Here is a 26,800-nt window from a genome sequence, read left to right on the forward strand (position 1 = left end):
ATGTGGATTGGCATAATTAGCCTGTTTCCTGAAATGTTCCGCGCAATTACCGATTACGGGGTAACTGGCCGGGCAGTTAAAAATGGCCTGCTGAGCATCCAGAGCTGGAGTCCTCGCGACTTCACGCATGACCGGCACCGTACCGTGGACGATCGTCCTTACGGCGGCGGACCGGGGATGTTAATGATGGTGCAACCCTTGCGGGACGCCATTCATGCAGCAAAAGCCGCGGCGGGTGAAGGCGCAAAGGTGATTTATCTGTCACCACAGGGACGCAAGCTTGATCAAGCGGGCGTCAGCGAACTGGCAACGAATCAAAAATTGATTCTGGTGTGCGGTCGCTACGAAGGTATAGATGAGCGCGTGATCCAAACCGAAATTGACGAAGAATGGTCAATCGGCGATTACGTTCTCAGTGGTGGTGAGTTACCAGCAATGACGCTGATTGACTCCGTTTCCCGGTTTATTCCGGGAGTACTGGGACATGAAGCCTCGGCAACGGAAGATTCCTTTGCTGAAGGATTGCTGGATTGCCCGCACTATACGCGGCCTGAGGTGTTAGAAGGGATGGAAGTTCCGCCAGTGTTACTGTCGGGCAACCATGCCGAGATACGTCGCTGGCGTTTGAAACAGTCGCTGGGCCGTACCTGGCTTAGAAGACCTGAACTTCTGGAAAACCTGGCTCTGACTGAAGAGCAAGCAAGGTTGCTGGCGGAGTTCAAAACGGAACACGCACAACAGCAACATAAACATGATGGGATGGCGTAAGCCCCCGAGATATCAGTTTACCCAGGATAAGAGATTAAATTATGAGCAACATTATTAAGCAACTTGAACAAGAGCAGATGAAGCAGGACGTACCTTCCTTCCGTCCGGGTGATACCGTGGAAGTGAAAGTATGGGTTGTTGAAGGTTCCAAAAAACGTCTGCAGGCATTCGAGGGCGTGGTTATCGCTATTCGTAACCGCGGTCTGCACTCTGCATTCACTGTTCGTAAAATTTCCAACGGCGAAGGCGTTGAGCGTGTCTTCCAGACTCACTCTCCGGTAGTTGACAGCATTTCTGTCAAACGTCGTGGTGCTGTTCGTAAAGCTAAACTGTACTACCTGCGTGAGCGTACTGGTAAGGCTGCTCGTATCAAAGAGCGTCTTAACTAAGATTTCGCTTAAGCGACATCCTGTTAAGAAGGGCTGGCCAATTGGCTGGCCCTTTTTTATCTGTTTGCTGGTGTTTTAAGGGGTAGTAATCACCACTGCGACGCGGCGGTTCTCGGCGCGGCCCTGGGCGGTCTTGTTACTGGCTATGGGATATTTTTTTCCTAAACCCTGTGTGGTGAGATTGCTGCGTGGAATTTGTCCACCCATAGCCCATGCATCGGCCACGACATTCGCCCGTTTCAATGATAAGCCTTCGTTGTAACTGTCTTCACCATAGTTATCGGTGTGTCCATCCATACGGGCATGTGTTAGCCCTGTCGAGGCCAATTTAGCTGCCATGGTTTGGATCTGTTGCTGGCTTTCCGGGAGCAATTTGTAGTCATTTTTTGCGAACAGAATGGCATCTGATAAGCCCAGCGACCAGTCGCCGGCGGATTCAGTAAATCCATAAGATTGCATAGCGGCGACTTGCTCAGGAGTAAACTTTCCCTGAGGGGACTGGCAGCCAGTCAGTATTAGTGAGGTGAAAACCAGGGGTGCTACCAGGTGCTTTATCATATCGATATATCCTTGTTATCTCACCAGCTTTTCGGCACGCTGGTGTTTGGCCTGATACATATTGTGATCGGCAAGCTCTTGTAATTTTTCCGCAGAGGCGTGCTCAATGGTCATCGCGTAACCAATGCTTAATGTCATGGTGGTCTGATGGCCATTATGAAGATCAAACGGGAGATTAAAGATTTGTGTCAGTGCTGAACATATCTGCTGCACTTCAGATTCCGACTGTACATCATAGAGCACCATAGCGAATTCATCGCCGCCCAGGCGGTATGCTTTATGTCGCAGCCCGCCAAATTCAGCTAACCGTTTTGCGATTTCAATCAAGACTCTATCGCCCGTCGCATGACCCCAGGTATCATTGATGTATTTGAAATTATCGCCATCAAGAAATAGTAACGCCGACGTTTTTCGGGCATCGGAATTGTTCATCAACGTGTTGATGCCGCTACGAAACGCTGCGCGGTTAGCCAGCCCGGTTAATGGGTCATGTAGCGCGGTACGTAGAAGCTGCGCATTTTTAGCCTGTAAACGAAGCTGCCACTCTTCCATTTCATCCAGCAGACTGTTGAAGTCGAGAGCGAAGCGGTGAAACTCAGCGATACGTTCTTCCGAAACTCGTCGGGAAAAATTGCGGTTGGAACGCACATCATGTACGACATCGGTGATATTTTTCAGCGCTTCTACCAGGCCATTGTGCAAATGGCGGGTGAGGGTAATTGCGATGCCTGATGCCAGCAGAATACAACCGGTCAGTACGGCGAGCGAAAACCAGATAAAATGGCTGATTGAACTGTCGCGAGCGGTTAAGCGTACTTCGCCAATGGTTTCACCATTGTGACGAATCGGCTGAATGATGGGGGCAGGGAAGAGCCAGTGGCTTATGAAATTACTGAAAGTATCGCCTGGATCCTTACGGGTGTAATGCCAGGATGCCAGAATATTTTGCTGCTTATCACGTACTTCTGCAGTTGAAAATTGCCCTTGCTGGCCCAGCGCTGCCAGTGTTTCAGTTGCTGCAGGGCCATCGGCAAAAACGACAGCTGCTTCCAGACTGTAAGTCATTGTTGCTGCTGTCAGTGCCAGGTTTTTTTGCGCGTACTGTTTCAGGGTCAGCACCGAGGTCACGGAAAGCAGCAACCAGATCAGCATCATAGTGATAAATATGCTGGTCATACTGATGTTGCGTAATGCTCTTTTAAACGTGGGGCGCTTATTAAGAGAATTATCGTTATCCATCATTTTTCTTCCGTGCGAGCATTAAGACATCCGGGTTGACCTTTACACCGCTACGCGATAAGGCATCCAGGTTTACGGCAAATCTGACGTCATTATTGTGGATGATCAGACAAAAGGCGCTACCAATAATGCACTCGGTATTTTGTTCGGCAATTAATAATAACGCCTTTGACGGATATTGTTCGGTTAATTCCATCTGGAATGTCGGTGACTCGTTGCCAAAATAAAAACCATTGCAGCCTGAAATCATCGCCTCTTGTTGAGTGTGAATGATGACAGGCAGATAAGGCAAAGATGTCGCGGCATTCTCTTGTAGGGCGGTACTAAAACGTGAAGATGAAAAGATACATAACTTTGGTGGCCCTGATAGCGCAGGCCAGCGGGTGTAACTGACAATACCGGAAACCATCATACGCACGTTTTTCGCAACGTCAGAAGGCTCCTGAGCGAGTATTGGTGCTCCCGTCAGCAGGAGAATCAGAAGTAAGAACAGTCGGTGAGAAAAACGCATTCAGGGATCCCCACCATCTTCGCTCGAAATGCATCGATATTTTTTCAGAATGCTCATTAAAATATCATTTTTTCATGCGACCGTCATCAATGTGAGAAATAAAACACAATGAGTAAAATCTTATGTTTAATTTATTTGTGGGGTTTTAATTAATTTAATCGTATTGTGCTGGCATTTTCATCAGCCCCTTTTTGCCATACTTCATGCAGTTGGCTGGCATTTTCAACATTGTTGCAGCTGGCAGGAAAGCTTTTACCGGAAAGTCCTCGGGCATAAGTAAAATCGGTCTGGCAAGTTTTCTTTTGTCCTTCGGCATATCCTTTAAGGTATAGACCGCGATCCGCCTGTGAATCGCTAAATGCATCGTCATCTTTTATGGCGCTGCCCGATATCGCATCTTCCATACCGACATCATACCAGTCGGTGCTGGTCAAGGTTGGCGCGTGAGTATAAGGATCAATCTGACATCCGCTAACCAGTAAAGCCAACAAGGGGGCGATAAACTTTTTCATCATTTCTTTCTCCTTTTTCAAAGCATAGCGGATTGTTTTCAAAGGGAGTGTAAATTTACCTATACAGAGGTAAGGGTTGAAAGCGCGACTAAATTGCCTGTGTAAATAAAAATGTACGAAATATGGATTGAAAACTTTACTTTATGTGTTATCGTTACGTCATCCTCGCTGAGGATCAACTATCGCAAACGAGCATAAACAGGATCGCCATCATGCAAAAAGACGCGCTGAATAACGTACATATTACCGACGAACAGGTTTTAATGACTCCGGAACAACTGAAGGCCGCTTTTCCATTGAGCCTGCAACAAGAAGCCCAGATTGCTGACTCGCGTAAAAGCATTTCAGATATTATCGCCGGGCGCGATCCTCGTCTGCTGGTAGTATGTGGTCCTTGTTCCATTCATGATCCGGAAACTGCTCTGGAATATGCTCGTCGATTTAAAGCCCTTGCCGCAGAGGTCAGCGATAGCCTCTATCTGGTAATGCGCGTCTATTTTGAAAAACCCCGTACCACTGTCGGCTGGAAAGGGTTAATTAACGATCCCCATATGGATGGCTCTTTTGATGTAGAAGCCGGGCTGCAGATCGCGCGTAAATTGCTGCTTGAGCTGGTGAATATGGGACTGCCACTGGCGACGGAAGCGTTAGATCCGAATAGCCCGCAATACCTGGGCGATCTGTTTAGCTGGTCAGCAATTGGTGCTCGTACAACGGAATCGCAAACTCACCGTGAAATGGCCTCCGGGCTTTCCATGCCGGTTGGTTTTAAAAACGGCACCGACGGCAGTCTGGCAACAGCAATTAACGCTATGCGCGCCGCCGCCCAGCCGCACCGTTTTGTTGGCATTAACCAGGCAGGGCAGGTTGCGTTGCTACAAACTCAGGGGAATCCGGACGGCCATGTGATCCTGCGCGGTGGTAAAGCGCCGAACTATAGCCCTGCGGATGTTGCGCAATGTGAAAAAGAGATGGAACAGGCGGGACTGCGCCCGTCTCTGATGGTAGATTGCAGCCACGGTAATTCCAATAAAGATTATCGCCGTCAGCCTGCGGTGGCAGAATCCGTGGTTGCTCAAATCAAAGATGGCAATCGCTCAATTATTGGTCTGATGATCGAAAGTAATATCCACGAGGGCAATCAGTCTTCCGAGCAACCGCGCAGTGAAATGAAATACGGTGTATCCGTAACCGATGCCTGCATTAGCTGGGAAATGACCGATGCCTTGCTGCGTGAAATTCATCAGGATCTGAACGGGCAGCTGACGGCTCGCGTGGCTTAAGAGGTTTATTATGGTTGCTGAATTGACCGCATTACGCGATCAAATTGATGAAGTCGATAAAGCGCTGCTGAATTTATTAGCGAAGCGTCTGGAACTGGTTGCTGAAGTGGGCGAGGTGAAAAGCCGCTTTGGACTGCCTATTTATGTTCCGGAGCGCGAGGCATCTATGTTGGCCTCGCGTCGTGCAGAGGCGGAAGCTCTGGGTGTACCGCCAGATCTGATTGAGGATGTTTTGCGTCGGGTGATGCGTGAATCTTACTCCAGTGAAAACGACAAAGGATTTAAAACACTTTGTCCGTCACTGCGTCCGGTGGTTATCGTCGGCGGTGGCGGTCAGATGGGACGCCTGTTCGAGAAGATGCTGACCCTCTCGGGTTATCAGGTGCGGATTCTGGAGCAACATGACTGGGATCGAGCGGCTGATATTGTTGCCGATGCCGGAATGGTGATTGTTAGTGTGCCAATCCACGTTACTGAGCAAGTTATTGGCAAATTACCGCCTTTACCGAAAGATTGTATTCTGGTCGATCTGGCATCAGTGAAAAATGGGCCATTACAGGCCATGCTGGCGGCGCATGATGGTCCGGTGCTGGGGCTACACCCGATGTTCGGTCCGGACAGCGGTAGCCTGGCAAAGCAAGTTGTGGTCTGGTGTGATGGACGTAAACCGGAAGCATACCAATGGTTTCTGGAGCAAATTCAGGTCTGGGGCGCTCGGCTGCATCGTATTAGCGCCGTCGAGCACGATCAGAATATGGCGTTTATTCAGGCACTGCGCCACTTTGCTACTTTTGCTTACGGGCTGCACCTGGCAGAAGAAAATGTTCAGCTTGAGCAACTTCTGGCGCTCTCTTCGCCGATTTACCGCCTTGAGCTGGCGATGGTCGGGCGACTGTTTGCTCAGGATCCGCAGCTTTATGCCGACATCATTATGTCGTCAGAGCGTAATCTGGCGTTAATCAAACGTTACTATAAGCGTTTCGGCGAGGCGATTGAGTTGCTGGAGCAGGGCGATAAGCAGGCGTTTATTGACAGTTTCCGCAAGGTGGAGCACTGGTTCGGCGATTACGCACAGCGTTTTCAGAGTGAAAGCCGCGTGTTATTGCGTCAGGCGAATGACAATCGCCAGTAATAATCCAGTGCCGGATGATTCACATCATCCGGCACCTTTTCATCAGGTTGGATCAACAGGCACTACGTTCTCACTTGGGTAACAGCCCAATACCTTCATTGAACGGGTGATTTCCCCTAACTCTTTCAATGCTTTTTGCATTTCCGCTGATTCAAGATTGGCCTGAATATCCAGATAGAACATCTCTTCCCATGGATTACCGTGAATCGGGCGTGATTCCAGACGGGTCATAATCAGATTGTGGTTGCGCAGTACCAGCAACGCTTCAACCAGCGCACCGGCTTGTTGCCCGGTCGCCATTAACAACGTGGTTTTCGCCGGAACCTGATCAGACACGTTAATGGCTTTACGCGCCAACACCACAAATCGGGTGAAGTTTTGTCGCTGATTTGCTTCAATACGCTCCAGTACCTGCAAACCGTACAAAGTGCCGCCAGCTTCGCTTCCCAACGCAGCAACATGCGGTGATTTTGCCTGTGCAACCTTTTCCATTGCCGCAGACGTACTTTCGGTATATTCAATCTTCCAGTGCGGATAACGATTAAGGAATTTGCTGCATTGCTGGAATGGCTGCGGATGGCTGTAGACCGTATTGATGGTGGATAAATCAGTAGTGCCGGAGACCAACAAACAATGGTCGATAGTTAACGTCATCTCGCCAACAATCGACAAGCTGGTATGTTGCAGCAGATCGTAAACGTCGTTTATGGCACCGGAGCTGGTATTTTCAATCGGTACGACGGCATAGTCGGCCTGGCCGGTTTCCACCTGATTAAAAATATCGGCAAATTTGGCGCAGCCACTTTCAATGAATTGCTCAAAGTGACGGGCAGCATACTGGCGCGCCGCAAGATGGGAATAAGAACCTTTGGGGCCGAGAAAAGCGATGCGTGCTGAGTGCGGATTAATTTTATTGAGATGTTGTTGGAGCAAAGCCTGCTGAGTTAATACGGAATCTTCAATGATGAGCTGGAACAGGCGAGTAATGTAATGGGCGTCCAGATGGTGCGCTTTACCGAGCGTAATTAATCTTTCCAGCAAATCGCGTTCACGATCAATATCACGTACCGGGCGATGCGAGAGCAGTTTGGCTTTTCCCACCTCGACGGCCAGTTCGCGCCGTTCTGCCAGTAACGCTAATAATTTTTCATCCAGCGCGCTGATTTTCTCTCGCAGCGCCAGTAACGGGTTTTCCGATGTCATAGTGTTGCCTTTTTGTTATCAATAAAAAAGGCCCCCCGATTTGGGAGGCCTTATTGTTCGTCTTCGCATTCTGTTTCACACGACGAAACGCCTCCCATTCAGGGGAAGGTAAAAAAGAATGCGAAGAAAAACGGTATGTGTTTCATGTTTGTTTCCTTAAGTGACTTTAGTACAGTACCCGTACTGTTTTCACGCTGTCAACAAAAAACGCGCCCGAAGGCGCGTTGGCGATACACTCAATATAAAGGACTACTCTTCTTCAACTTCTTCGACGAAGTTGGCGTCTTTCACCGATGTTGCGGCACGACGTGCTTCGCCTTTGTGCTGCAGTTTATTGAGCTGCCGTTCCAGCTTGTTGATCAATTCGTTAATTGCGGTGTACATATCTTCATGTTTACCACTGGCAACCAGAACGCCGTTAGGTGTATTGATTGTGGCGTCAGCAACAAACCCTTGTGGCTCTTTGGACAGAATGATATGTGGATTAATCAGATGTGTTTGCCATTTTTCCAGTTTGGCGAGACGGTCTGCGACATGTTGGCGGATGGCCGGAGTAATTTCCATTTGTTTGCTGGTAATGTTCATTGTCATAAATTTTACCTCTTGTCTTCCCGTCTTGGTGAATTCAGCATACCGTTCCTGATGTCAAAATGTGTGATGAAAATCTCATAATTTTGTCACTTTTTGTCAACGAATCTTTTTTGTGAGAAATCGCAGGAAGAGATGTTTTTTTACTTGAGGAATATCTCAAAGCGAGCCATATTTGATGAGATCGATAGCGACTAAATCGCTTCAGTTTCACAACTGACAGAATAAAAAAACGGCAGCTCAAGGGCTGCCGTTTTGTGTTTCAGGTTTCTGTTATGTATTGCTGCTGTTTGCGGCGATGATTTTCGCTACTTTTTCAGCTTGCGCATTCATCTGCATCTGACGGTATGCATTTTCCATCAGCGGCAGCGCATCACGCGTAGCCTGGGTATCCGGGTAGTCGCGCAACATGCCTTCTACGCGGTTAACGACGGCAACCCATGCGCCACGTTCTGTATAGTACTCGGCCACGGAGTATTCATATTTCGCCAGACGATCTTTCAGGAATACCAGACGTTTGGTGGCATCGGTGGTGTACTGACTGTTCGGATAGCCGCGCACCAGTTTGGAAAAGTCACTAAACGCAGCTCGTGCATGTTGAGGATCGCGATCGCTACGATCGACGCCAAAGAACCCTTGCAGCGCACTGTCATCCAGCGCCATATTGGTCAGGCCACGCATGTACATGACATAATCGATATTCGGATGGGTCGGGTTAAGGCGAATAAAACGATCGATGGCAGCCTGTGCTAACGGCAAATCGGCGTTTTTATAGTAGGCGTAGATGAGATCCAGCTGCACCTGCTGCGAATACGGACCAAACGGATAGCGATTATCTAACGCTTCCAGTTGCGTTATTGCCTGTCTCCAGTTACCGTCCTGCAGCTTTTGTTGTGCAGTCGCGTAAATTTCATTTGGCGGATTATCAGGTACTTCTTCCTTTGACCCCGAGCAACCCGCCAAAAACAGGCTTAGTGTGGCGGCTGCCACCAGATATTTCATGCGCGTCATGACGTTTTGACTTTCCTCAAAATGTAATACGGGAGATTCTCTGTTCCTGCTCCCGGTTAAGACCAGCTACAATAGCACACTATATTAAACGGCAAAGCCGTAAAACCCCAACGATAAACGAAGAAGCAGTATATATGGCACAACGAGTACAGCTCACTGCAACGGTGTCCGAAAACCAACTCGGTCAACGCTTAGATCAGGCTTTGGCCGAAATGTTCCCGGATTATTCACGTTCGCGAATAAAAGAATGGATCCTCGACCAGCGAGTGCTGGTTAACGGCAAAGTTTGTGATAAGCCGAAAGAAAAAGTATTGGGTGGCGAGCAGGTTGCCATCAACGCTGAGATTGAAGAAGAAGCGCGTTTTGAACCGCAGGATATCCCGCTGGATATCGTCTATGAAGATGAAGACATTATTATCATTAATAAACCGCGCGACCTGGTGGTACATCCTGGCGCGGGTAACCCGGATGGCACGGTACTGAATGCGTTGCTTCATTACTATCCACCCATTGCCGATGTACCGCGTGCGGGCATCGTCCATCGTCTGGATAAAGACACCACTGGCCTGATGGTTGTGGCAAAAACCGTTCCGGCTCAGACGCGTTTAGTCGAATCTTTGCAACGGCGTGAAATTACTCGTGAGTATGAAGCGGTGGCGATTGGTCATATGACCGCAGGTGGCACGGTGGACGAGCCAATCAGTCGCCACCCGACCAAACGTACCCATATGGCGGTGCATCCGATGGGCAAACCAGCGGTGACTCACTATCGCATCATGGAACACTTCCGTGTGCACACGCGTCTGCGGTTGCGTCTGGAAACTGGACGTACGCACCAGATCCGCGTGCATATGGCCCATATCACTCATCCGCTGGTGGGCGATCCGGTTTATGGTGGCCGTCCGCGTCCGCCAAAAGGTGCTTCGGAAGCATTTATCTCCACGCTGCGTAAGTTTGACCGCCAGGCGCTACATGCAACCATGCTGCGTCTTTATCACCCGATCTCCGGCATCGAAATGGAATGGCATGCGCCTATTCCACAAGATATGGTGGAGCTGATTGAGGTGATGCGCGCCGATTTCGAAGAACATAAGGATGAAGTGGACTGGTTATGAGTAAGCTGATTGTCCCGCAGTGGCCGCAGCCAAAAGGTGTTGCGGCCTGTAGCTCCACTCGTATCGGCGGCGTGAGCTTGCCCCCGTATGACTCACTCAACCTCGGTGCCCATTGTGGCGATAACCCGGATCACGTTGAGGAGAATCGCAAGCGACTTTTTGCTGCGGGCAATTTGCCTTCTAAACCGGTCTGGCTTGAGCAGGTACACGGCAAAGATGTGCTTAAGCTCACTGGCGAACCTTATGCCTCAAAACGGGCGGATGCCTCTTATAGCAATACGCCCGGCACGGTTTGCGCAGTGATGACTGCCGACTGCCTCCCTGTGCTGTTTTGCAATCGAGCGGGAACGGAAGTCGCCGCCGCTCATGCTGGCTGGCGTGGACTGTGCGCAGGCGTGCTGGAAGAGACGGTTTCCTGTTTTGCTGATAATCCGGAAAATATTCTCGCCTGGTTAGGGCCGGCAATTGGTCCACGCGCGTTCGAAGTGGGGGGGGAGGTTCGCGAGGCGTTTATGGCAGTAGACGCTAAAGCAAGTGCAGCTTTCATTCAGCATGGTGATAAGTATCTGGCGGATATTTATCAGCTTGCCCGGCAGCGTCTGGCGAACGTGGGTGTTGAGCAAATTTTCGGCGGCGACCGTTGTACATATACGGAAAATGAGACTTTCTTCTCTTATCGTCGCGACAAGACCACCGGTCGTATGGCAAGTTTCATTTGGCTGATATAACCTAAAGAATCAAGACGATCCGGTACGCGTGATTTTCTTTTCACATTAATCTGGTCAATAACCTTGAATAATTGAGGGATGACCTCATTTAATCTCCAGTAGCAACTTTGATCCGTTATGGGAGGAGTTATGCGTCTGGATCGTCTTACTAATAAATTCCAGCTTGCTCTTGCCGATGCCCAATCACTTGCACTCGGGCACGACAACCAATTTATCGAACCACTTCATTTAATGAGCGCCCTGCTGAATCAGGAAGGGGGTTCGGTTAGTCCTTTATTAACATCCGCTGGCATAAATGCTGGCCAGTTGCGCACAGATATCAATCAGGCATTAAATCGTTTACCGCAGGTTGAAGGTACTGGTGGTGATGTCCAGCCATCACAGGATCTGGTGCGCGTTCTTAATCTTTGCGACAAGCTGGCGCAAAAACGTGGTGATAACTTTATCTCGTCAGAACTGTTCGTTCTGGCGGCACTTGAGTCTCGCGGCACGCTGGCCGACATCCTGAAAGCAGCAGGGGCGACCACCGCCAACATTACTCAAGCGATTGAACAAATGCGTGGAGGTGAAAGCGTGAACGATCAAGGTGCTGAAGACCAACGTCAGGCTTTGAAAAAATATACCATCGACCTTACCGAACGAGCCGAACAGGGCAAACTCGATCCGGTGATTGGTCGTGATGAAGAAATTCGCCGTACCATTCAGGTGCTGCAACGTCGTACTAAAAATAACCCGGTACTGATTGGTGAACCCGGCGTCGGTAAAACTGCCATCGTTGAAGGTCTGGCGCAGCGTATTATCAACGGCGAAGTGCCGGAAGGGTTGAAAGGCCGCCGGGTACTGGCGCTGGATATGGGCGCGCTGGTGGCTGGGGCGAAATATCGCGGTGAGTTTGAAGAACGTTTAAAAGGCGTGCTTAACGATCTTGCCAAACAGGAAGGCAACGTCATCCTATTTATCGACGAATTACATACCATGGTCGGCGCGGGTAAAGCCGATGGCGCAATGGACGCCGGAAACATGCTGAAACCGGCGCTGGCGCGTGGTGAATTGCACTGCGTAGGTGCCACGACGCTTGACGAATATCGCCAGTACATTGAAAAAGATGCTGCGCTGGAACGTCGTTTCCAGAAAGTGTTTGTTGCCGAGCCTTCTGTTGAAGATACCATTGCGATTCTGCGTGGCCTGAAAGAACGTTACGAATTGCACCACCATGTGCAAATTACTGACCCGGCAATTGTTGCAGCGGCGACGTTGTCTCATCGCTACATTGCTGACCGTCAGCTGCCGGATAAAGCCATCGACCTGATCGATGAAGCAGCATCCAGCATTCGTATGCAGATTGACTCAAAACCAGAAGAACTCGACCGACTCGATCGTCGTATCATCCAGCTCAAACTGGAACAACAGGCGTTAATGAAAGAGTCTGATGAAGCCAGTAAAAAACGTCTGGATATGCTCAACGAAGAACTGAGCGACAAAGAACGTCAGTACTCCGAGTTAGAAGAAGAGTGGAAAGCAGAGAAGGCATCGCTTTCTGGTACGCAGACCATTAAAGCGGAACTGGAACAGGCGAAAATCGCTATTGAACAGGCTCGCCGTGTGGGGGACCTGGCGCGGATGTCTGAACTGCAATACGGCAAAATCCCGGAACTGGAAAAGCAACTGGAAGCCGCAACGCAGCTCGAAGGCAAAACTATGCGTCTGTTGCGTAATAAAGTGACCGACGCCGAAATTGCTGAAGTGCTGGCGCGTTGGACGGGGATTCCGGTTTCTCGCATGATGGAAAGCGAGCGCGAAAAACTGCTGCGTATGGAGCAAGAACTGCACCATCGCGTAATTGGTCAGAACGAAGCGGTTGATGCGGTATCTAACGCTATTCGTCGTAGCCGTGCGGGGCTGGCGGATCCAAATCGCCCGATTGGTTCATTCCTGTTCCTCGGCCCAACTGGTGTGGGGAAAACAGAGCTTTGTAAGGCGCTGGCGAACTTTATGTTTGATAGCGACGAGGCGATGGTCCGTATCGATATGTCCGAGTTTATGGAGAAACACTCGGTGTCTCGTTTGGTTGGTGCGCCTCCGGGATATGTCGGTTATGAAGAAGGTGGCTACCTGACCGAAGCGGTGCGTCGTCGTCCGTATTCCGTCATCCTGCTGGATGAAGTGGAAAAAGCGCATCCGGATGTCTTCAACATTCTGTTGCAGGTACTGGATGATGGGCGTCTGACTGACGGGCAAGGGAGAACGGTCGACTTCCGTAATACGGTCGTCATTATGACCTCTAACCTCGGTTCCGATCTGATTCAGGAACGCTTCGGTGAACTGGATTATGCGCACATGAAAGAGCTGGTGCTCGGTGTGGTAAGCCATAACTTCCGTCCGGAATTCATTAACCGTATCGATGAAGTGGTGGTCTTCCATCCGCTGGGTGAACAGCACATTGCCTCGATTGCGCAGATTCAGTTGAAACGTCTGTACAAACGTCTGGAAGAACGTGGTTATGAAATCCACATTTCTGACGAGGCGCTGAAACTGCTGAGCGAGAACGGTTACGATCCGGTCTATGGTGCACGTCCTCTGAAACGTGCAATTCAGCAGCAGATCGAAAACCCGCTGGCACAGCAAATACTGTCTGGTGAATTGGTTCCGGGTAAAGTGATTCGCCTGGAAGTTAATGAAGACCGGATTGTCGCCGTCCAGTAAATGATAAAACGAGCCCTTCGGGGCTCGTTTTTGTCTATAAGTTAGACGGAAAAGACTATATTTAAGATGTTTTGCCTGAAAAGTGAGCGAACGATAAAGTTTTTATATTTTTCGCTTGTCAGGCCGGAATAACTCCCTATAATGCGCCACCACTGACACGGAACAACGGCAAACACGCCGCCGGGTCAGCGGGGTTCTCCTGAGAATCTCAACAGAGAAAAGCAAAGAAATGCTTGACTCTGTAGCGGGAAAGCGTATTATGCACACCCCGCGCCGCTGAGAAAAAGCGAAGCGGCACTGCTCTTTAACAATTTATCAGACAATCTGTGTGGGCACTCGAAGATACGGATTCTTAACGTCGCAAGACGAAAAATGAATACCAAGTCTCAAGAGTGAACACGTAATTCATTACAAAGTTTAATTCTTTGAGCATCAAACTTTTAAATTGAAGAGTTTGATCATGGCTCAGATTGAACGCTGGCGGCAGGCCTAACACATGCAAGTCGAACGGTAACAGGAAGCAGCTTGCTGCTTCGCTGACGAGTGGCGGACGGGTGAGTAATGTCTGGGAAACTGCCTGATGGAGGGGGATAACTACTGGAAACGGTAGCTAATACCGCATAATGTCGCAAGACCAAAGAGGGGGACCTTCGGGCCTCTTGCCATCGGATGTGCCCAGATGGGATTAGCTTGTTGGTGGGGTAACGGCTCACCAAGGCGACGATCCCTAGCTGGTCTGAGAGGATGACCAGCCACACTGGAACTGAGACACGGCCCAGACTCCTACGGGAGGCAGCAGTGGGGAATATTGCACAATGGGCGCAAGCCTGATGCAGCCATGCCGCGTGTATGAAGAAGGCCTTCGGGTTGTAAAGTACTTTCAGCGGGGAGGAAGGGAGTAAAGTTAATACCTTTGCTCATTGACGTTACCCGCAGAAGAAGCACCGGCTAACTCCGTGCCAGCAGCCGCGGTAATACGGAGGGTGCAAGCGTTAATCGGAATTACTGGGCGTAAAGCGCACGCAGGCGGTTTGTTAAGTCAGATGTGAAATCCCCGGGCTCAACCTGGGAACTGCATCTGATACTGGCAAGCTTGAGTCTCGTAGAGGGGGGTAGAATTCCAGGTGTAGCGGTGAAATGCGTAGAGATCTGGAGGAATACCGGTGGCGAAGGCGGCCCCCTGGACGAAGACTGACGCTCAGGTGCGAAAGCGTGGGGAGCAAACAGGATTAGATACCCTGGTAGTCCACGCCGTAAACGATGTCGACTTGGAGGTTGTGCCCTTGAGGCGTGGCTTCCGGAGCTAACGCGTTAAGTCGACCGCCTGGGGAGTACGGCCGCAAGGTTAAAACTCAAATGAATTGACGGGGGCCCGCACAAGCGGTGGAGCATGTGGTTTAATTCGATGCAACGCGAAGAACCTTACCTGGTCTTGACATCCACGGAAGTTTTCAGAGATGAGAATGTGCCTTCGGGAACCGTGAGACAGGTGCTGCATGGCTGTCGTCAGCTCGTGTTGTGAAATGTTGGGTTAAGTCCCGCAACGAGCGCAACCCTTATCCTTTGTTGCCAGCGGTCCGGCCGGGAACTCAAAGGAGACTGCCAGTGATAAACTGGAGGAAGGTGGGGATGACGTCAAGTCATCATGGCCCTTACGACCAGGGCTACACACGTGCTACAATGGCGCATACAAAGAGAAGCGACCTCGCGAGAGCAAGCGGACCTCATAAAGTGCGTCGTAGTCCGGATTGGAGTCTGCAACTCGACTCCATGAAGTCGGAATCGCTAGTAATCGTGGATCAGAATGCCACGGTGAATACGTTCCCGGGCCTTGTACACACCGCCCGTCACACCATGGGAGTGGGTTGCAAAAGAAGTAGGTAGCTTAACCTTCGGGAGGGCGCTTACCACTTTGTGATTCATGACTGGGGTGAAGTCGTAACAAGGTAACCGTAGGGGAACCTGCGGTTGGATCACCTCCTTACCTTAAAGAAGCGTACTTTGCAGTGCTCACACAGATTGTCTGATGAAAAGTGAATAGCAAGGCGTTTACGCGTTGGGAGTGAGGCTGAAGAGAATAAGGCCGTTCGCTTTCTATTAATGAAAGCTCACCCTACACGAAAATATCACGCAACGCGTGATAAGCAATTTTCGTGTCCCCTTCGTCTAGAGGCCCAGGACACCGCCCTTTCACGGCGGTAACAGGGGTTCGAATCCCCTAGGGGACGCCACTTGCTGGTTTGTGAGTGAAAGTCACCTGCCTTAATATCTCAAAACTCATCTTCGGGTGATGTTTGATATATTTGCTCTTTAAAAATCTGGATCAAGCTGAAAATTGAAACACTGAACAACGAAAGTTGTTCGTGAGTCTCTCAAATTTTCGCAACTCTGAAGTGAAACATCTTCGGGTTGTGAGGTTAAGCGACTAAGCGTACACGGTGGATGCCCTGGCAGTCAGAGGCGATGAAGGACGTGCTAATCTGCGATAAGCGTCGGTAAGGTGATATGAACCGTTATAACCGGCGATTTCCGAATGGGGAAACCCAGTGTGTTTCGACACACTATCATTAACTGAATCCATAGGTTAATGAGGCGAACCGGGGGAACTGAAACATCTAAGTACCCCGAGGAAAAGAAATCAACCGAGATTCCCCCAGTAGCGGCGAGCGAACGGGGAGCAGCCCAGAGCCTGAATCAGTGTGTGTGTTAGTGGAAGCGTCTGGAAAGGCGCGCGATACAGGGTGACAGCCCCGTACACAAAAATGCACATGCTGTGAGCTCGATGAGTAGGGCGGGACACGTGGTATCCTGTCTGAATATGGGGGGACCATCCTCCAAGGCTAAATACTCCTGACTGACCGATAGTGAACCAGTACCGTGAGGGAAAGGCGAAAAGAACCCCGGCGAGGGGAGTGAAAAAGAACCTGAAACCGTGTACGTACAAGCAGTGGGAGCACGCTTCGGCGTGTGACTGCGTACCTTTTGTATAATGGGTCAGCGACTTATATTCTGTAGCAAGGTTAACCGAATAGGGGAGCCGAAGGGAAACCGAGTCTTAACTGGGCGTTAAGTTGCAGGGTATAGACCCGAAACCCGGTGATCTAGCCATGGGCAGGTTGAAGGTTGGGTAACACTAACTGGAGGACCGAACCGACTAATGTTGAAAAATTAGCGGATGACTTGTGGCTGGGGGTGAAAGGCCAATCAAACCGGGAGATAGCTGGTTCTCCCCGAAAGCTATTTAGGTAGCGCCTCGTGAATTCATCTCCGGGGGTAGAGCACTGTTTCGGCAAGGGGGTCATCCCGACTTACCAACCCGATGCAAACTGCGAATACCGGAGAATGTTATCACGGGAGACACACGGCGGGTGCTAACGTCCGTCGTGAAGAGGGAAACAACCCAGACCGCCAGCTAAGGTCCCAAAGTCATGGTTAAGTGGGAAACGATGTGGGAAGGCCCAGACAGCCAGGATGTTGGCTTAGAAGCAGCCATCATTTAAAGAAAGCGTAATAGCTCACTGGTCGAGTCGGCCTGCGCGGAAGATGTAACGGGGCTAAACCATGCACCGAAGCTGCGGCAGCGACGCTGATGCGTTGTTGGGTAGGGGAGCGTTCTGTAAGCCTGCGAAGGTGTGCTGTGAGGCATGCTGGAGGTATCAGAAGTGCGAATGCTGACATAAGTAACGATAAAGCGGGTGAAAAGCCCGCTCGCCGGAAGACCAAGGGTTCCTGTCCAACGTTAATCGGGGCAGGGTGAGTCGACCCCTAAGGCGAGGCCGAAAGGCGTAGTCGATGGGAAACAGGTTAATATTCCTGTACTTGGTGTTACTGCGAAGGGGGGACGGAGAAGGCTATGTTGGCCGGGCGACGGTTGTCCCGGTTTAAGCGTGTAGGCTGGTTTTCCAGGCAAATCCGGAAAATCGAGGCTGAGGCGTGATGACGAGGCACTACGGTGCTGAAGCAACAAATGCCCTGCTTCCAGGAAAAGCCTCTAAGCATCAGGTAACATCAAATCGTACCCCAAACCGACACAGGTGGTCAGGTAGAGAATACCAAGGCGCTTGAGAGAACTCGGGTGAAGGAACTAGGCAAAATGGTGCCGTAACTTCGGGAGAAGGCACGCTGATATGTAGGTGAAGCGACTTGCTCGTGGAGCTGAAATCAGTCGAAGATACCAGCTGGCTGCAACTGTTTATTAAAAACACAGCACTGTGCAAACACGAAAGTGGACGTATACGGTGTGACGCCTGCCCGGTGCCGGAAGGTTAATTGATGGGGTCAGCGCAAGCGAAGCTCTTGATCGAAGCCCCGGTAAACGGCGGCCGTAACTATAACGGTCCTAAGGTAGCGAAATTCCTTGTCGGGTAAGTTCCGACCTGCACGAATGGCGTAATGATGGCCAGGCTGTCTCCACCCGAGACTCAGTGAAATTGAACTCGCTGTGAAGATGCAGTGTACCCGCGGCAAGACGGAAAGACCCCGTGAACCTTTACTATAGCTTGACACTGAACATTGAGCCTTGATGTGTAGGATAGGTGGGAGGCTTTGAAGTGTGGACGCCAGTCTGCATGGAGCCGACCTTGAAATACCACCCTTTAATGTTTGATGTTCTAACGTTGACCCGTAATCCGGGTTGCGGACAGTGTCTGGTGGGTAGTTTGACTGGGGCGGTCTCCTCCTAAAGAGTAACGGAGGAGCACGAAGGTTGGCTAATCCTGGTCGGACATCAGGAGGTTAGTGCAATGGCATAAGCCAGCTTGACTGCGAGCGTGACGGCGCGAGCAGGTGCGAAAGCAGGTCATAGTGATCCGGTGGTTCTGAATGGAAGGGCCATCGCTCAACGGATAAAAGGTACTCCGGGGATAACAGGCTGATACCGCCCAAGAGTTCATATCGACGGCGGTGTTTGGCACCTCGATGTCGGCTCATCACATCCTGGGGCTGAAGTAGGTCCCAAGGGTATGGCTGTTCGCCATTTAAAGTGGTACGCGAGCTGGGTTTAGAACGTCGTGAGACAGTTCGGTCCCTATCTGCCGTGGGCGCTGGAGAACTGAGGGGGGCTGCTCCTAGTACGAGAGGACCGGAGTGGACGCATCACTGGTGTTCGGGTTGTCATGCCAATGGCACTGCCCGGTAGCTAAATGCGGAAGAGATAAGTGCTGAAAGCATCTAAGCACGAAACTTGCCCCGAGATGAGTTCTCCCTGACTCCTTGAGAGTCCTGAAGGAACGTTGAAGACGACGACGTTGATAGGCCGGGTGTGTAAGCGCAGCGATGCGTTGAGCTAACCGGTACTAATGAACCGTGAGGCTTAACCTTACAACGCCGAAGCTGTTTTGGCGGATGAGAGAAGATTTTCAGCCTGATACAGATTAAATCAGAACGCAGAAGCGGTCTGATAAAACAGAATTTGCCTGGCGGCCGTAGCGCGGTGGTCCCACCTGACCCCATGCCGAACTCAGAAGTGAAACGCCGTAGCGCCGATGGTAGTGTGGGGTCTCCCCATGCGAGAGTAGGGAACTGCCAGGCATCAAATTATGCAAAAAGGCCATCCTGACGGATGGCCTTTTTGCATTGGCGCAGAAAAAAATGCCTGATGCGACGCTGCGCGTCTTATACTCCCACATATGCCAGATTCAGCAACGGATACGGCTTCCCCAACTTGCCCACTTCCATACGTGTCCTCCTTACCAGAAATTTATCCTTAAGCTCCTCAATAACCATTTTCCTGCTAACTAAATTCATGGTTAAGGTTGCATAATGATATGCAACAAATGTATAACATTTCCTTTACCAAAAAAAATAAACAAAAGCGACCGACAAAAGCATCGGATTACGGCAGGAGACATAATGGCATGGCTGAAAGTACTGTAACGGCAGACAGCAAACTGACAAGTAGTGATACTCGTCGCCGCATTTGGGCGATTGTGGGGGCCTCTTCAGGTAATCTGGTCGAGTGGTTCGATTTCTATGTCTACTCGTTCTGTTCACTCTACTTCGCCCACATTTTCTTCCCTTCCGGGAACACGACGACTCAACTACTACAAACAGCAGGTGTTTTTGCTGCGGGATTCCTGATGCGCCCAATAGGCGGTTGGCTATTTGGCCGCATAGCCGATAAACATGGTCGCAAAAAATCGATGCTGTTATCGGTGTGTATGATGTGTTTCGGATCGCTGGTTATCGCCTGCCTCCCAGGTTATGAAACTATAGGTACGTGGGCTCCGGCATTATTGCTTCTCGCTCGTTTATTTCAGGGATTATCCGTTGGCGGAGAATATGGCACCAGCGCCACCTATATGAGTGAAGTTGCCGTTGAAGGGCGCAAAGGTTTTTACGCATCATTTCAGTATGTGACGTTGATCGGCGGACAACTGCTAGCCCTACTGGTTGTCGTGGTTTTACAACACACCATGGAAGACGCTGCACTCAGAGAGTGGGGATGGCGTATTCCTTTCGCGTTAGGAGCTGTGTTAGCTGTTGTGGCGTTGTGGTTACGTCGTCAGTTAGATGAAACTTCGCAACAAGAAACGCGCGCTTTAAAAGAAGCTGGATCTCTGAAAGGATTATGGCGCAATCGCCGTGCATTCATCATGGTTCTCGGTTTTACCGCTGCGGGCTCCCTTTGTTTCTATACCTTCACTACTTATATGCAGAAGTATCTGGTAAATACTGCGGGAATGCATGCCAACGTGGCGAGTGGCATTATGACTGCCGCATTGTTTGTATTCATGCTTATTCAACCACTCATTGGCGCGCTGTCGGATAAGATTGGTCGCCGTACCTCAATGTTATGTTTCGGTTCGCTGGCAGCCATTTTTACCGTTCCTATTCTCTCAGCATTGCAAAACGTTTCCTCGCCTTATGCCGCTTTTGGTCTGGTGATGTGTGCCCTGCTGATAGTGAGTTTTTATACATCAATCAGTGGAATACTGAAGGCTGAGATGTTCCCGGCACAGGTTCGCGCATTAGGCGTTGGTCTGTCATATGCGGTCGCTAATGCTATATTTGGTGGTTCGGCGGAGTACGTAGCGTTGTCGCTGAAATCAATAGGAATGGAAACAGCCTTCTTCTGGTATGTGACCTTGATGGCCGTGGTGGCGTTTCTGGTTTCTTTGATGCTACATCGCAAAGGGAAGGGGATGCGTCTTTAGTGACGGGTCAGTTGCCAGACGGTATAGCCGGTGCTTGCACCGGCGACATCCCAGGCCAAATCCTTCCAGCTCCAGCCGCTCCCTTCGGGGCGGCTATCCCAAAGCTCTTTTGACGCCCCCAAACTGACAGAGAACATCAATCCAAACATGGCACTGTGATCCCGGCTCATCCCCTGATGCTGTGAATATTCATTTCCGGCGGCGGAAAGCATCGCCGAGGCGATAAAGTGTTGAGCTTTATCCTGCCCGCTCCAGCTATCGTTAGCCATATGGCTGCATCCAGAAAGTAACAATAGCGAACAGACAAAAAGAATACGCAAAACGTGGCCTCCAAAAAACAAACCCCGTACAGGACGGGGTTGTGATTACAGGATTCGGCTAATTAATCGGTCGATGCGGATACGGCGCAAACGGCGGATGAGTTTACGAACCTTCACCGGATAATCGGCAATACTTTGCAGATCGCGATAGTGCTTAACGATGGTGGTATGCTCGCGGATCAGCTCCAGTTCTTTCTCTCGCTGCGGCGCAAGCTCCAGTTGTGGATCGTGGATCAAAATGGCGTTTTCCAGATCCAGACGCCAGGCGCGCGGGTTCAGGTTATTACCGGTGATCAACATCCACTTATCATCAACCCACATCCCTTTCAGGTGATAGGTGTTGTCGTCATCTTTCCATAACCGAACCACTAACTGGTCAGTATTGACGTAATACTGCAAACGGCTCAGGAAACGACGCAGATTGATCTCATAGAGATAAGGCAATGCGCCAATTATCTTGAAAGGTTCATCTTCCGGAATGTAGAAGTCGTTCGCGGTTTTATCACCAACAATAATTTCGACCTTTTTCCCTTCGCGCAGCAACTGGATAATATTGCGCACAAGGATTGCTGGCAGGTTGAAGTATGGCGTACAGATGGTTAGTTTCTGCTCGGCACAAGGCATAAGATGGAAAATGGTCTTGTTCAACAGACTCGATTTCCCCAGCCCCACTAGCGGCGTTACGGAAAGCTGATCGTTGTCGGCATCGCCCTGGAAATGATAAGCGGCATCACGCAGCTCCTGGCGGAACAGACGAATATCGTTCTTGATTTCCGGGCTTTTTGGCCGATTAACATCATCCAGACGATTAACGCCGCGGCCATTCATAATATTCTGTGTAACCCATTCAAACATAATGTCTGACATCTTACGGTTACGGATAAGATGATAACGGTCGTAGCGATATTTATCGTGCTGATGCAGGTAAACATCGTTCAGGCTGGCACCGCTATAAAGTACGCTATCGTCGATGATAAAGCCTTTAAAGTGCAGAACACCAAGGGCTTCACGGGTATTGATTGGAACGCCATAAACCGGAACATCTACGCCCGGATTTTCCTGCGCCATGCGGCAGTACCAGTCAGCGTTAGTGTTAGATGCCGCAGCGCCAATGCGTCCACGTTGTGCACGATGCCAGTCGACCAGCACCCGCACATCCAGTTCCGGACGCTGCCTTTTAGCTTCATACAACGCGTTCAGAATGCCTTTGCCACCGTCATCCTGTTCGAGATACAGGGCGACAATGCAAATGCGCTGCTTCGCGCTGGCTATTTTTTCCAGCAGCGTCTCCCGGAAGTCGGCGGGAGCGTAAAAGAAATCGACATCATCAACTGATTGAGAAATCTTGGGTAGTTGGGCAAGGTGTTGTTGATGTTTATTACGCTTAAATTTTGACAACATCACAGTGCATTTCTTCTCTGTTCATTGAAGGGTCCTCTGTGCAATGCAGACGACATAAGCGGGCAATAATAACACCAGTCCCGATTAAGTGGTCAACATTTCCAGTACCTTACTCATGATTCCTCGCGTTGGGCAAGATTTAGCGTAAGCCCAACGATCCCCTCTTCGAGCTGGATATCAACGTTAAACCCGAGCTTGCGGGCTAGCGCCACCATGCCACGATTGTTTGGCATCGTAATACCATTCAGACGTTGTAGTCCGTGATCTCGCGTATAGGTAATCAACTTTTCCATTAAGCGTCGACCTAAGCCTAACCCTTTGAGATCCGAGCGAACCAGTACAGCAAATTCGGCATCGATGTTATCAGGATCGGAAATCGCACGCGTGACGCCGAGGATCTCTTCCGTTTGATCAATACGTCGTACCGCTACAAACGCCATTTCCCGATCGTAGTCGATCTGTGTCATGTTGGCTAAATCTTCATGGGTAAATTCGTTGATCTCGCTAAAGTAGCGGTAATAAAGATCTTCTTTGGTGACTCGCGAAATGAATTGCTGAAGTTGTGGCTCATCTTCTGGCAAAATCGGGCGGAACAAGCAGCGTTCACCGTTTTTCAATTCTACCCATTCTTCCAGCTGATGCGGATAAGGGCGCACTGCCAGCCGACTCTCGTTATCGCCTTCAAACGGCGAGATATCCAGCGTGACATCCAGCGCGGTAAATTCACTGCCAGAAGCCAGCAAAGGATGAATATCCAGACGCTGAATTTCCGGGCAATCGACAATCAAGTTGGAAACCTGCACCAGAAGCTGGCTCAAGCCTGCAACATCCAATGGGCGTAGCGCACTGCGCGCACGAATCTTTTTACTTTTGATCCCCTGAATAACCAGATAGCGGGCCAGGTTCATGTTCAGCGGCGGCAGTGCGACGACGGCTTGATCTTCAGGACGCCACTCCACACCGCCTTCACCCAGCATGATCAACGGCCCGAAAACCGGATCGTGCTCAACCACAACCCGCAACTCCTGAGCGCCAGCACGGTTAGCCATACTTTGCACCAACAGGCCGTGGACCCGCGCCTGTGGCCAGGCCATTTTTACGCGATCGAAAATAGCGTTCGCCGCTTGCTGGACTTCATTGGCTGTACGCAGGTAAAGCATGACGCCCTGAACTTCCGATTTATGTGGAATATCCGGCGAACGCAATTTCAGCGCCACCGGATAACCAATCTGTTCGGCAATATGCACCGCTTCGGTGCTATCGCTGGCAATCCAGGTAGGGAGCGTGTTCATGCCATACGCTTGCAGGATGGGCTGAACTTCATGGGTATCGAGCGACGTAGCCCCTTCGGCAATCGCCTGTTGCAACAGAAGATGCGCTTCTGCGGTATTGGAAGTCAGATTGCTGGGCAACGCCGGCGTTTCGCGTAGTTGCTTCTGATTACGCCGGTACTCCACCATATGCATAAAAGCAGTGATGGTTCCTTCCGGGGTACGGTAGGTCGGCAGCCCGGCTTCGCTGAATAAACGTCGTGCCTCTTGCGAGGAGTGCTCGCCGCACCAGTTCGTCAGCAAAGAGACATATTTGCTGCGGGGATGATGCTTTACCGCTTCAATTAATACTTGCGCGCTTTCTGTTGCGGGAGCAGCGGCGCTGGGCGAATGAATAACCATCAGCGCGTCAAAATCCTGGCTGTGGAGCAGAATATCCAGCGTTTTAATATAGTGCTCACTGCTGGCGTCATCGCGTAGATCGAGCGGGTTAGATATTGCCACATGTTCTGGCAGTGCATCGCGCAGTTTCTGGCAGGTTTCTTCGCTTAGCGTTGCCAGCTTGCCATTGCGTGACCATAAGGCATCCAGCGCCAGCGCGGCAGGCGCAGCACCGTTGCTGATAATCATCAGCCGGTCGCCACGTAGCGGGCGCATATGGCTAAGGGTTTCCACCGCCGAAAACAGCTCGTGGGTGTCCTGTACCCGCAACAAACCGGCACGCTGAATAGCCGCATCCCATGCCGGGTCCATTCCTGCCGTCGTGTTGAGCAGTCGCTGTGCCGCCGGGCTACGTCCGCTTTTAATCACCAGAATCGGTTTATTACGCGAGGCACTACGGGCCGCCGAAACAAAGCGTCGCGCGTCGCTTAACTGTTCGAGATAGAGCAGGATGGCGCTGGTTTTACTGTCGCGTGCCAGATAGTCAAGCAATTCATCAACGTCGATATCCAGGCTGTCGCCGAGCGCAATAAAGTAGGAAAAGCCCATCTTACGCTGTTGCGCCCAGTCGAGGATGGTGTTGGAGACGGCAGCCGATTGCGAAATAAACGCCAGCTTGCCGCGTTTAATCGGCACAGGCGAAAAGCTGGCATTCAGACCTTGCCAGGGAGCCAGTAAACCCAGACTGTTTGGTCCAAGCAGGCGCATGTTATGGCGCAGGGCGCAGGCGCGGAGATCTTCGTGTTGCGATGCCGGGGCGGAAAGAATAATGCAGGTTTTACAGCCTTTCTCGCCGAGCTCTTCCAGAAGAGCAAGATTACGGCTGGCATTGGTACATAAAACCGCAAGGTCGGGTGTAAAGGGCAAGCTGGCAATATCCGGCCAGGCCAACACACCCAACACCGCTTTCCAGGCTGGCGTCACCGGGAGTACCGGTCCGTTAAAGCCTCCCGCCAGCAGGTTACGCATCATCAGGTAACCTGCGCGATTGGGTTTCATCGACGCGCCAATTACCGCTATCGATTTTGGTCGCAGTAGTGCTTCCAGTCCTCGCTGACTCATACCGGTCTCCCGCAGAAGTGACCGAATGATTTTAAACGCTTTCTAACTGTTCTGCTGTGATGCTACCCAGATGTTGCGTTTTTCCTGCCAGATAGCGTGTTTTAAAGCGGGTAAAATGCTCGCCTAACCCTGCCGCCGCCCCGGTATCGCCGGCCATATCTAACAGTGCGATGGCTACCTCGGCAGTACAATATTGGCCTTCAGCCTGGGCTTCACGCAGGCGATAGGCAGAAAGCCGGGAAAGATCGACGGAAATGACGGGAAGATTATCCAGATACGGACTTTTACGAAACATCTTGCGAGCTTCCGGCCAGGTACCATCGAGCATGATAAACAGCGGTGGCTTACCGGCAGGTGGTGTGAAGATCACTTCCCGTTGCTCATCAGCATACGAAGCGGGAAAGACCACCATTGGCTGATAGTCCGGGTTTTGCACCAACTCCAGCAAATCCTGCGAGGGTTCGGTACGCGACCATTGAAACGCAACGGTATCAGGCAAAATATCAGCAATGAGACGCCCGGTATTACTGGGCTTCATTGGCTCGGTGTCGAACATCAGCAAACAGAAGCGACTTTTTGCTTGTGCTGGGGTAATTGTCGAACAGAGACATAATTTCTCTGGCAAAAGACAGCGTTGGCAGCGACGAACGCGATTACCGCGGGCAAGAAAAGGACGTGTTGCGCGCGCAATACGCTCGGCGCGTAACTGGAGAACAGCGTTTTCGGTCATAAGAGAGCGTCGAAAAAACGCCATTGTCGCAGAGGAGAAAACGGGGCACAAGATGCGCCCCGGTAAGATTAAAGAGATTCGTTCAGCCAGCTATCGAACGGCGCTTTCGGTACTGCGCCATTAAGCATGTCGACAACCTGACCGTTTTTGAAAATCATGATCGTCGGTATACTACGAATTCCAAAGCGACTGCTCAATTCACGTTCAGCTTCGGTATTCACTTTCACAAAGCGCACTTTACCGCTACGCTCTTGCGCGACATCTTCAAAAATTGGTGCGAAATTACGGCAGGGGCCGCACCACGGTGCCCAGAAGTCGATCACCACAGGTAGATCATCCTTCAGCAATTTGTCGAGTGTTTCACCGGTCGCATTAATCACCTCTCCGTCAAACAAGTCGTGACCGCAGCGTCCGCATTTTGCCGCATCTTCGATCCGATCGTCGGGAATGCGATTGATGGCCTGACAATGGGTACAAACGGTATTCATAACTAACCTCGGGATGAGTAAGGAGACTTATCGGCAACGACGCCGGTATGTTTCTAATATGTTACATATTATCGGGGACATTGTTCCAGACAACAATCTGTTTTATTCAATAGGTATGATAGTCGCAGGCTTTGGTACGAAATCATGGCGAACCGCGCGGACTTCGGGTAATCTGCGCGCTTCGCGCAGCGCT

The 26,800-nt window shown here is 50.7% G+C and carries 21 protein-coding genes, 1 tRNA gene, 3 rRNA genes and 1 other annotated feature; of the genes, 12 read left to right on the forward strand and 13 right to left on the reverse strand.

What is annotated here, in order from left to right; genetic code table 11:
• A complete protein-coding gene (trmD, locus tag AB4H76_RS06305; RefSeq protein ID WP_000264777.1) occupies window positions 1–768 on the forward strand; it encodes a tRNA (guanosine(37)-N1)-methyltransferase TrmD in 768 nt (255 codons plus the stop codon).
• A gap of 41 nt (window positions 769–809) precedes the next feature.
• A complete protein-coding gene (rplS, locus tag AB4H76_RS06310) occupies window positions 810–1,157 on the forward strand; it encodes a 50S ribosomal protein L19 (RefSeq protein WP_000065253.1) in 348 nt (115 codons plus the stop codon).
• A gap of 75 nt (window positions 1,158–1,232) precedes the next feature.
• Here rplS and AB4H76_RS06315 read toward each other — a convergent pair whose 3' ends face one another.
• The 4 genes from AB4H76_RS06315 to AB4H76_RS06330 all read right to left on the reverse strand — a co-directional run bounded on the left by AB4H76_RS06315 (window position 1,233) and on the right by AB4H76_RS06330 (window position 3,980).
• Entirely contained in the window at window positions 1,233–1,715 is a 483-nt protein-coding gene (locus AB4H76_RS06315) for an OmpA family protein (protein WP_000589847.1), read from the reverse strand.
• A gap of 15 nt (window positions 1,716–1,730) precedes the next feature.
• A complete protein-coding gene (dgcN, locus tag AB4H76_RS06320) occupies window positions 1,731–2,957 on the reverse strand; it encodes a diguanylate cyclase DgcN (RefSeq protein ID WP_000969032.1) in 1,227 nt (408 codons plus the stop codon).
• Window positions 2,947–3,465, reverse strand: a complete 519-nt coding sequence (locus AB4H76_RS06325) for a YfiR family protein (protein ID WP_001212391.1) — start codon at window positions 3,463–3,465, stop codon at window positions 2,947–2,949. Before AB4H76_RS06325 ends, dgcN begins: the two co-directional genes overlap by 11 nt.
• A gap of 149 nt (window positions 3,466–3,614) precedes the next feature.
• Window positions 3,615–3,980 carry a DUF2799 domain-containing protein gene (locus AB4H76_RS06330; protein WP_000976004.1) on the reverse strand — a complete coding sequence of 122 codons (366 nt, stop codon included), beginning with the start codon at window positions 3,978–3,980 and terminating at the stop codon, window positions 3,615–3,617.
• Window positions 3,981–4,189: 209 nt separating this feature from the next.
• Here AB4H76_RS06330 and aroF point away from each other — a divergent pair, with 209 nt between their 5' ends.
• Together aroF and tyrA are read left to right on the forward strand one after the other, a co-directional pair.
• Window positions 4,190–5,260, forward strand: a complete 1,071-nt coding sequence (gene aroF, locus AB4H76_RS06335) for a 3-deoxy-7-phosphoheptulonate synthase AroF (protein ID WP_001168037.1) — start codon at window positions 4,190–4,192, stop codon at window positions 5,258–5,260.
• A 10-nt stretch (window positions 5,261–5,270) separates the two neighbouring features.
• Window positions 5,271–6,392: a bifunctional chorismate mutase/prephenate dehydrogenase gene (gene tyrA / locus AB4H76_RS06340; RefSeq protein WP_000225221.1), complete on the forward strand. Its 1,122-nt coding sequence runs from the start codon at window positions 5,271–5,273 to the stop codon at window positions 6,390–6,392.
• 42 nt (window positions 6,393–6,434) lie between these two features.
• Here tyrA and pheA read toward each other — a convergent pair whose 3' ends face one another.
• From pheA to bamD, 4 genes are all read right to left on the reverse strand, one after another.
• Window positions 6,435–7,595, reverse strand: coding sequence for a bifunctional chorismate mutase/prephenate dehydratase (pheA, locus tag AB4H76_RS06345; RefSeq protein WP_000200120.1), 1,161 nt, complete (start codon window positions 7,593–7,595; stop codon window positions 6,435–6,437).
• 21 nt (window positions 7,596–7,616) lie between these two features.
• Window positions 7,617–7,742, reverse strand: a sequence feature (Phe leader region).
• Complete coding sequence (gene pheL / locus AB4H76_RS06350) at window positions 7,694–7,741, reverse strand: phe operon leader peptide (RefSeq protein WP_010723158.1); 48 nt, start codon at window positions 7,739–7,741, stop codon at window positions 7,694–7,696. Its footprint overlaps the feature before it by 48 nt.
• Before the next feature lie 102 nt (window positions 7,743–7,844).
• Window positions 7,845–8,186, reverse strand: coding sequence for a ribosome-associated translation inhibitor RaiA (raiA, locus tag AB4H76_RS06355; RefSeq protein ID WP_000178456.1), 342 nt, complete (start codon window positions 8,184–8,186; stop codon window positions 7,845–7,847).
• Between the two features lie 270 nt (window positions 8,187–8,456).
• Complete coding sequence (bamD, locus tag AB4H76_RS06360; protein ID WP_000197686.1) at window positions 8,457–9,194, reverse strand: outer membrane protein assembly factor BamD; 738 nt, start codon at window positions 9,192–9,194, stop codon at window positions 8,457–8,459.
• A 134-nt stretch (window positions 9,195–9,328) separates the two neighbouring features.
• Here bamD and rluD point away from each other — a divergent pair, with 134 nt between their 5' ends.
• From rluD to kgtP, 8 genes are all read left to right on the forward strand, one after another.
• Complete coding sequence (gene rluD, locus AB4H76_RS06365) at window positions 9,329–10,309, forward strand: 23S rRNA pseudouridine(1911/1915/1917) synthase RluD (RefSeq protein ID WP_000079100.1); 981 nt, start codon at window positions 9,329–9,331, stop codon at window positions 10,307–10,309.
• Window positions 10,306–11,037, forward strand: coding sequence for a purine nucleoside phosphorylase YfiH (gene yfiH, locus AB4H76_RS06370; protein WP_000040169.1), 732 nt, complete (start codon window positions 10,306–10,308; stop codon window positions 11,035–11,037). Before rluD ends, yfiH begins: the two co-directional genes overlap by 4 nt.
• A 129-nt stretch (window positions 11,038–11,166) precedes the next feature.
• Window positions 11,167–13,740 (forward strand): ATP-dependent chaperone ClpB, encoded by a 2,574-nt coding sequence (clpB, locus tag AB4H76_RS06375; RefSeq protein ID WP_001235102.1) that lies wholly within the window; start codon window positions 11,167–11,169, stop codon window positions 13,738–13,740.
• Window positions 13,741–14,182: 442 nt separating this feature from the next.
• Window positions 14,183–15,724: ribosomal RNA gene (locus AB4H76_RS06380) — 16S ribosomal RNA — on the forward strand.
• 171 nt (window positions 15,725–15,895) lie between these two features.
• Window positions 15,896–15,971, forward strand: a tRNA-Glu gene (locus AB4H76_RS06385).
• 184 nt (window positions 15,972–16,155) lie between these two features.
• Window positions 16,156–19,059, forward strand: a 23S ribosomal RNA gene (locus tag AB4H76_RS06390).
• Between the two features lie 94 nt (window positions 19,060–19,153).
• Window positions 19,154–19,269, forward strand: a 5S ribosomal RNA gene (gene rrf, locus AB4H76_RS06395).
• The 16S, 23S and 5S rRNA genes sit together here with 1 tRNA gene alongside, the layout of an rRNA operon.
• A gap of 326 nt (window positions 19,270–19,595) precedes the next feature.
• A complete protein-coding gene (gene kgtP, locus AB4H76_RS06400) occupies window positions 19,596–20,894 on the forward strand; it encodes an alpha-ketoglutarate permease (protein ID WP_000841103.1) in 1,299 nt (432 codons plus the stop codon).
• Here kgtP and AB4H76_RS06405 read toward each other — a convergent pair.
• The 5 genes from AB4H76_RS06405 to trxC form a co-directional block, all read right to left on the reverse strand.
• Window positions 20,891–21,214, reverse strand: a complete 324-nt coding sequence (locus AB4H76_RS06405) for a YfiM family lipoprotein (RefSeq protein WP_001295360.1) — start codon at window positions 21,212–21,214, stop codon at window positions 20,891–20,893. The two genes, kgtP and AB4H76_RS06405, sit on opposite strands and share 4 nt — an antisense overlap.
• A 45-nt stretch (window positions 21,215–21,259) precedes the next feature.
• Window positions 21,260–22,615 (reverse strand): CDP-diacylglycerol--serine O-phosphatidyltransferase, encoded by a 1,356-nt coding sequence (gene pssA, locus AB4H76_RS06410; protein WP_000949265.1) that lies wholly within the window; start codon window positions 22,613–22,615, stop codon window positions 21,260–21,262.
• A gap of 113 nt (window positions 22,616–22,728) precedes the next feature.
• Window positions 22,729–25,389 carry a peptidyl-lysine N-acetyltransferase PatZ gene (gene patZ / locus AB4H76_RS06415; protein WP_000083005.1) on the reverse strand — a complete coding sequence of 887 codons (2,661 nt, stop codon included), beginning with the start codon at window positions 25,387–25,389 and terminating at the stop codon, window positions 22,729–22,731.
• 31 nt (window positions 25,390–25,420) lie between these two features.
• Window positions 25,421–26,119: a tRNA-uridine aminocarboxypropyltransferase gene (gene tapT / locus AB4H76_RS06420; RefSeq protein ID WP_001300438.1), complete on the reverse strand. Its 699-nt coding sequence runs from the start codon at window positions 26,117–26,119 to the stop codon at window positions 25,421–25,423.
• A 68-nt stretch (window positions 26,120–26,187) separates the two neighbouring features.
• Complete coding sequence (trxC, locus tag AB4H76_RS06425) at window positions 26,188–26,607, reverse strand: thioredoxin TrxC (protein ID WP_001098726.1); 420 nt, start codon at window positions 26,605–26,607, stop codon at window positions 26,188–26,190.
• Between the last annotated feature and the right edge of the window lie 193 nt (window positions 26,608–26,800).

This window comes from Escherichia sp. UTM R2 (assembly GCF_048593455.1).
GTDB classification, from domain to species: Bacteria; Pseudomonadota; Gammaproteobacteria; order Enterobacterales; family Enterobacteriaceae; genus Escherichia; species Escherichia coli.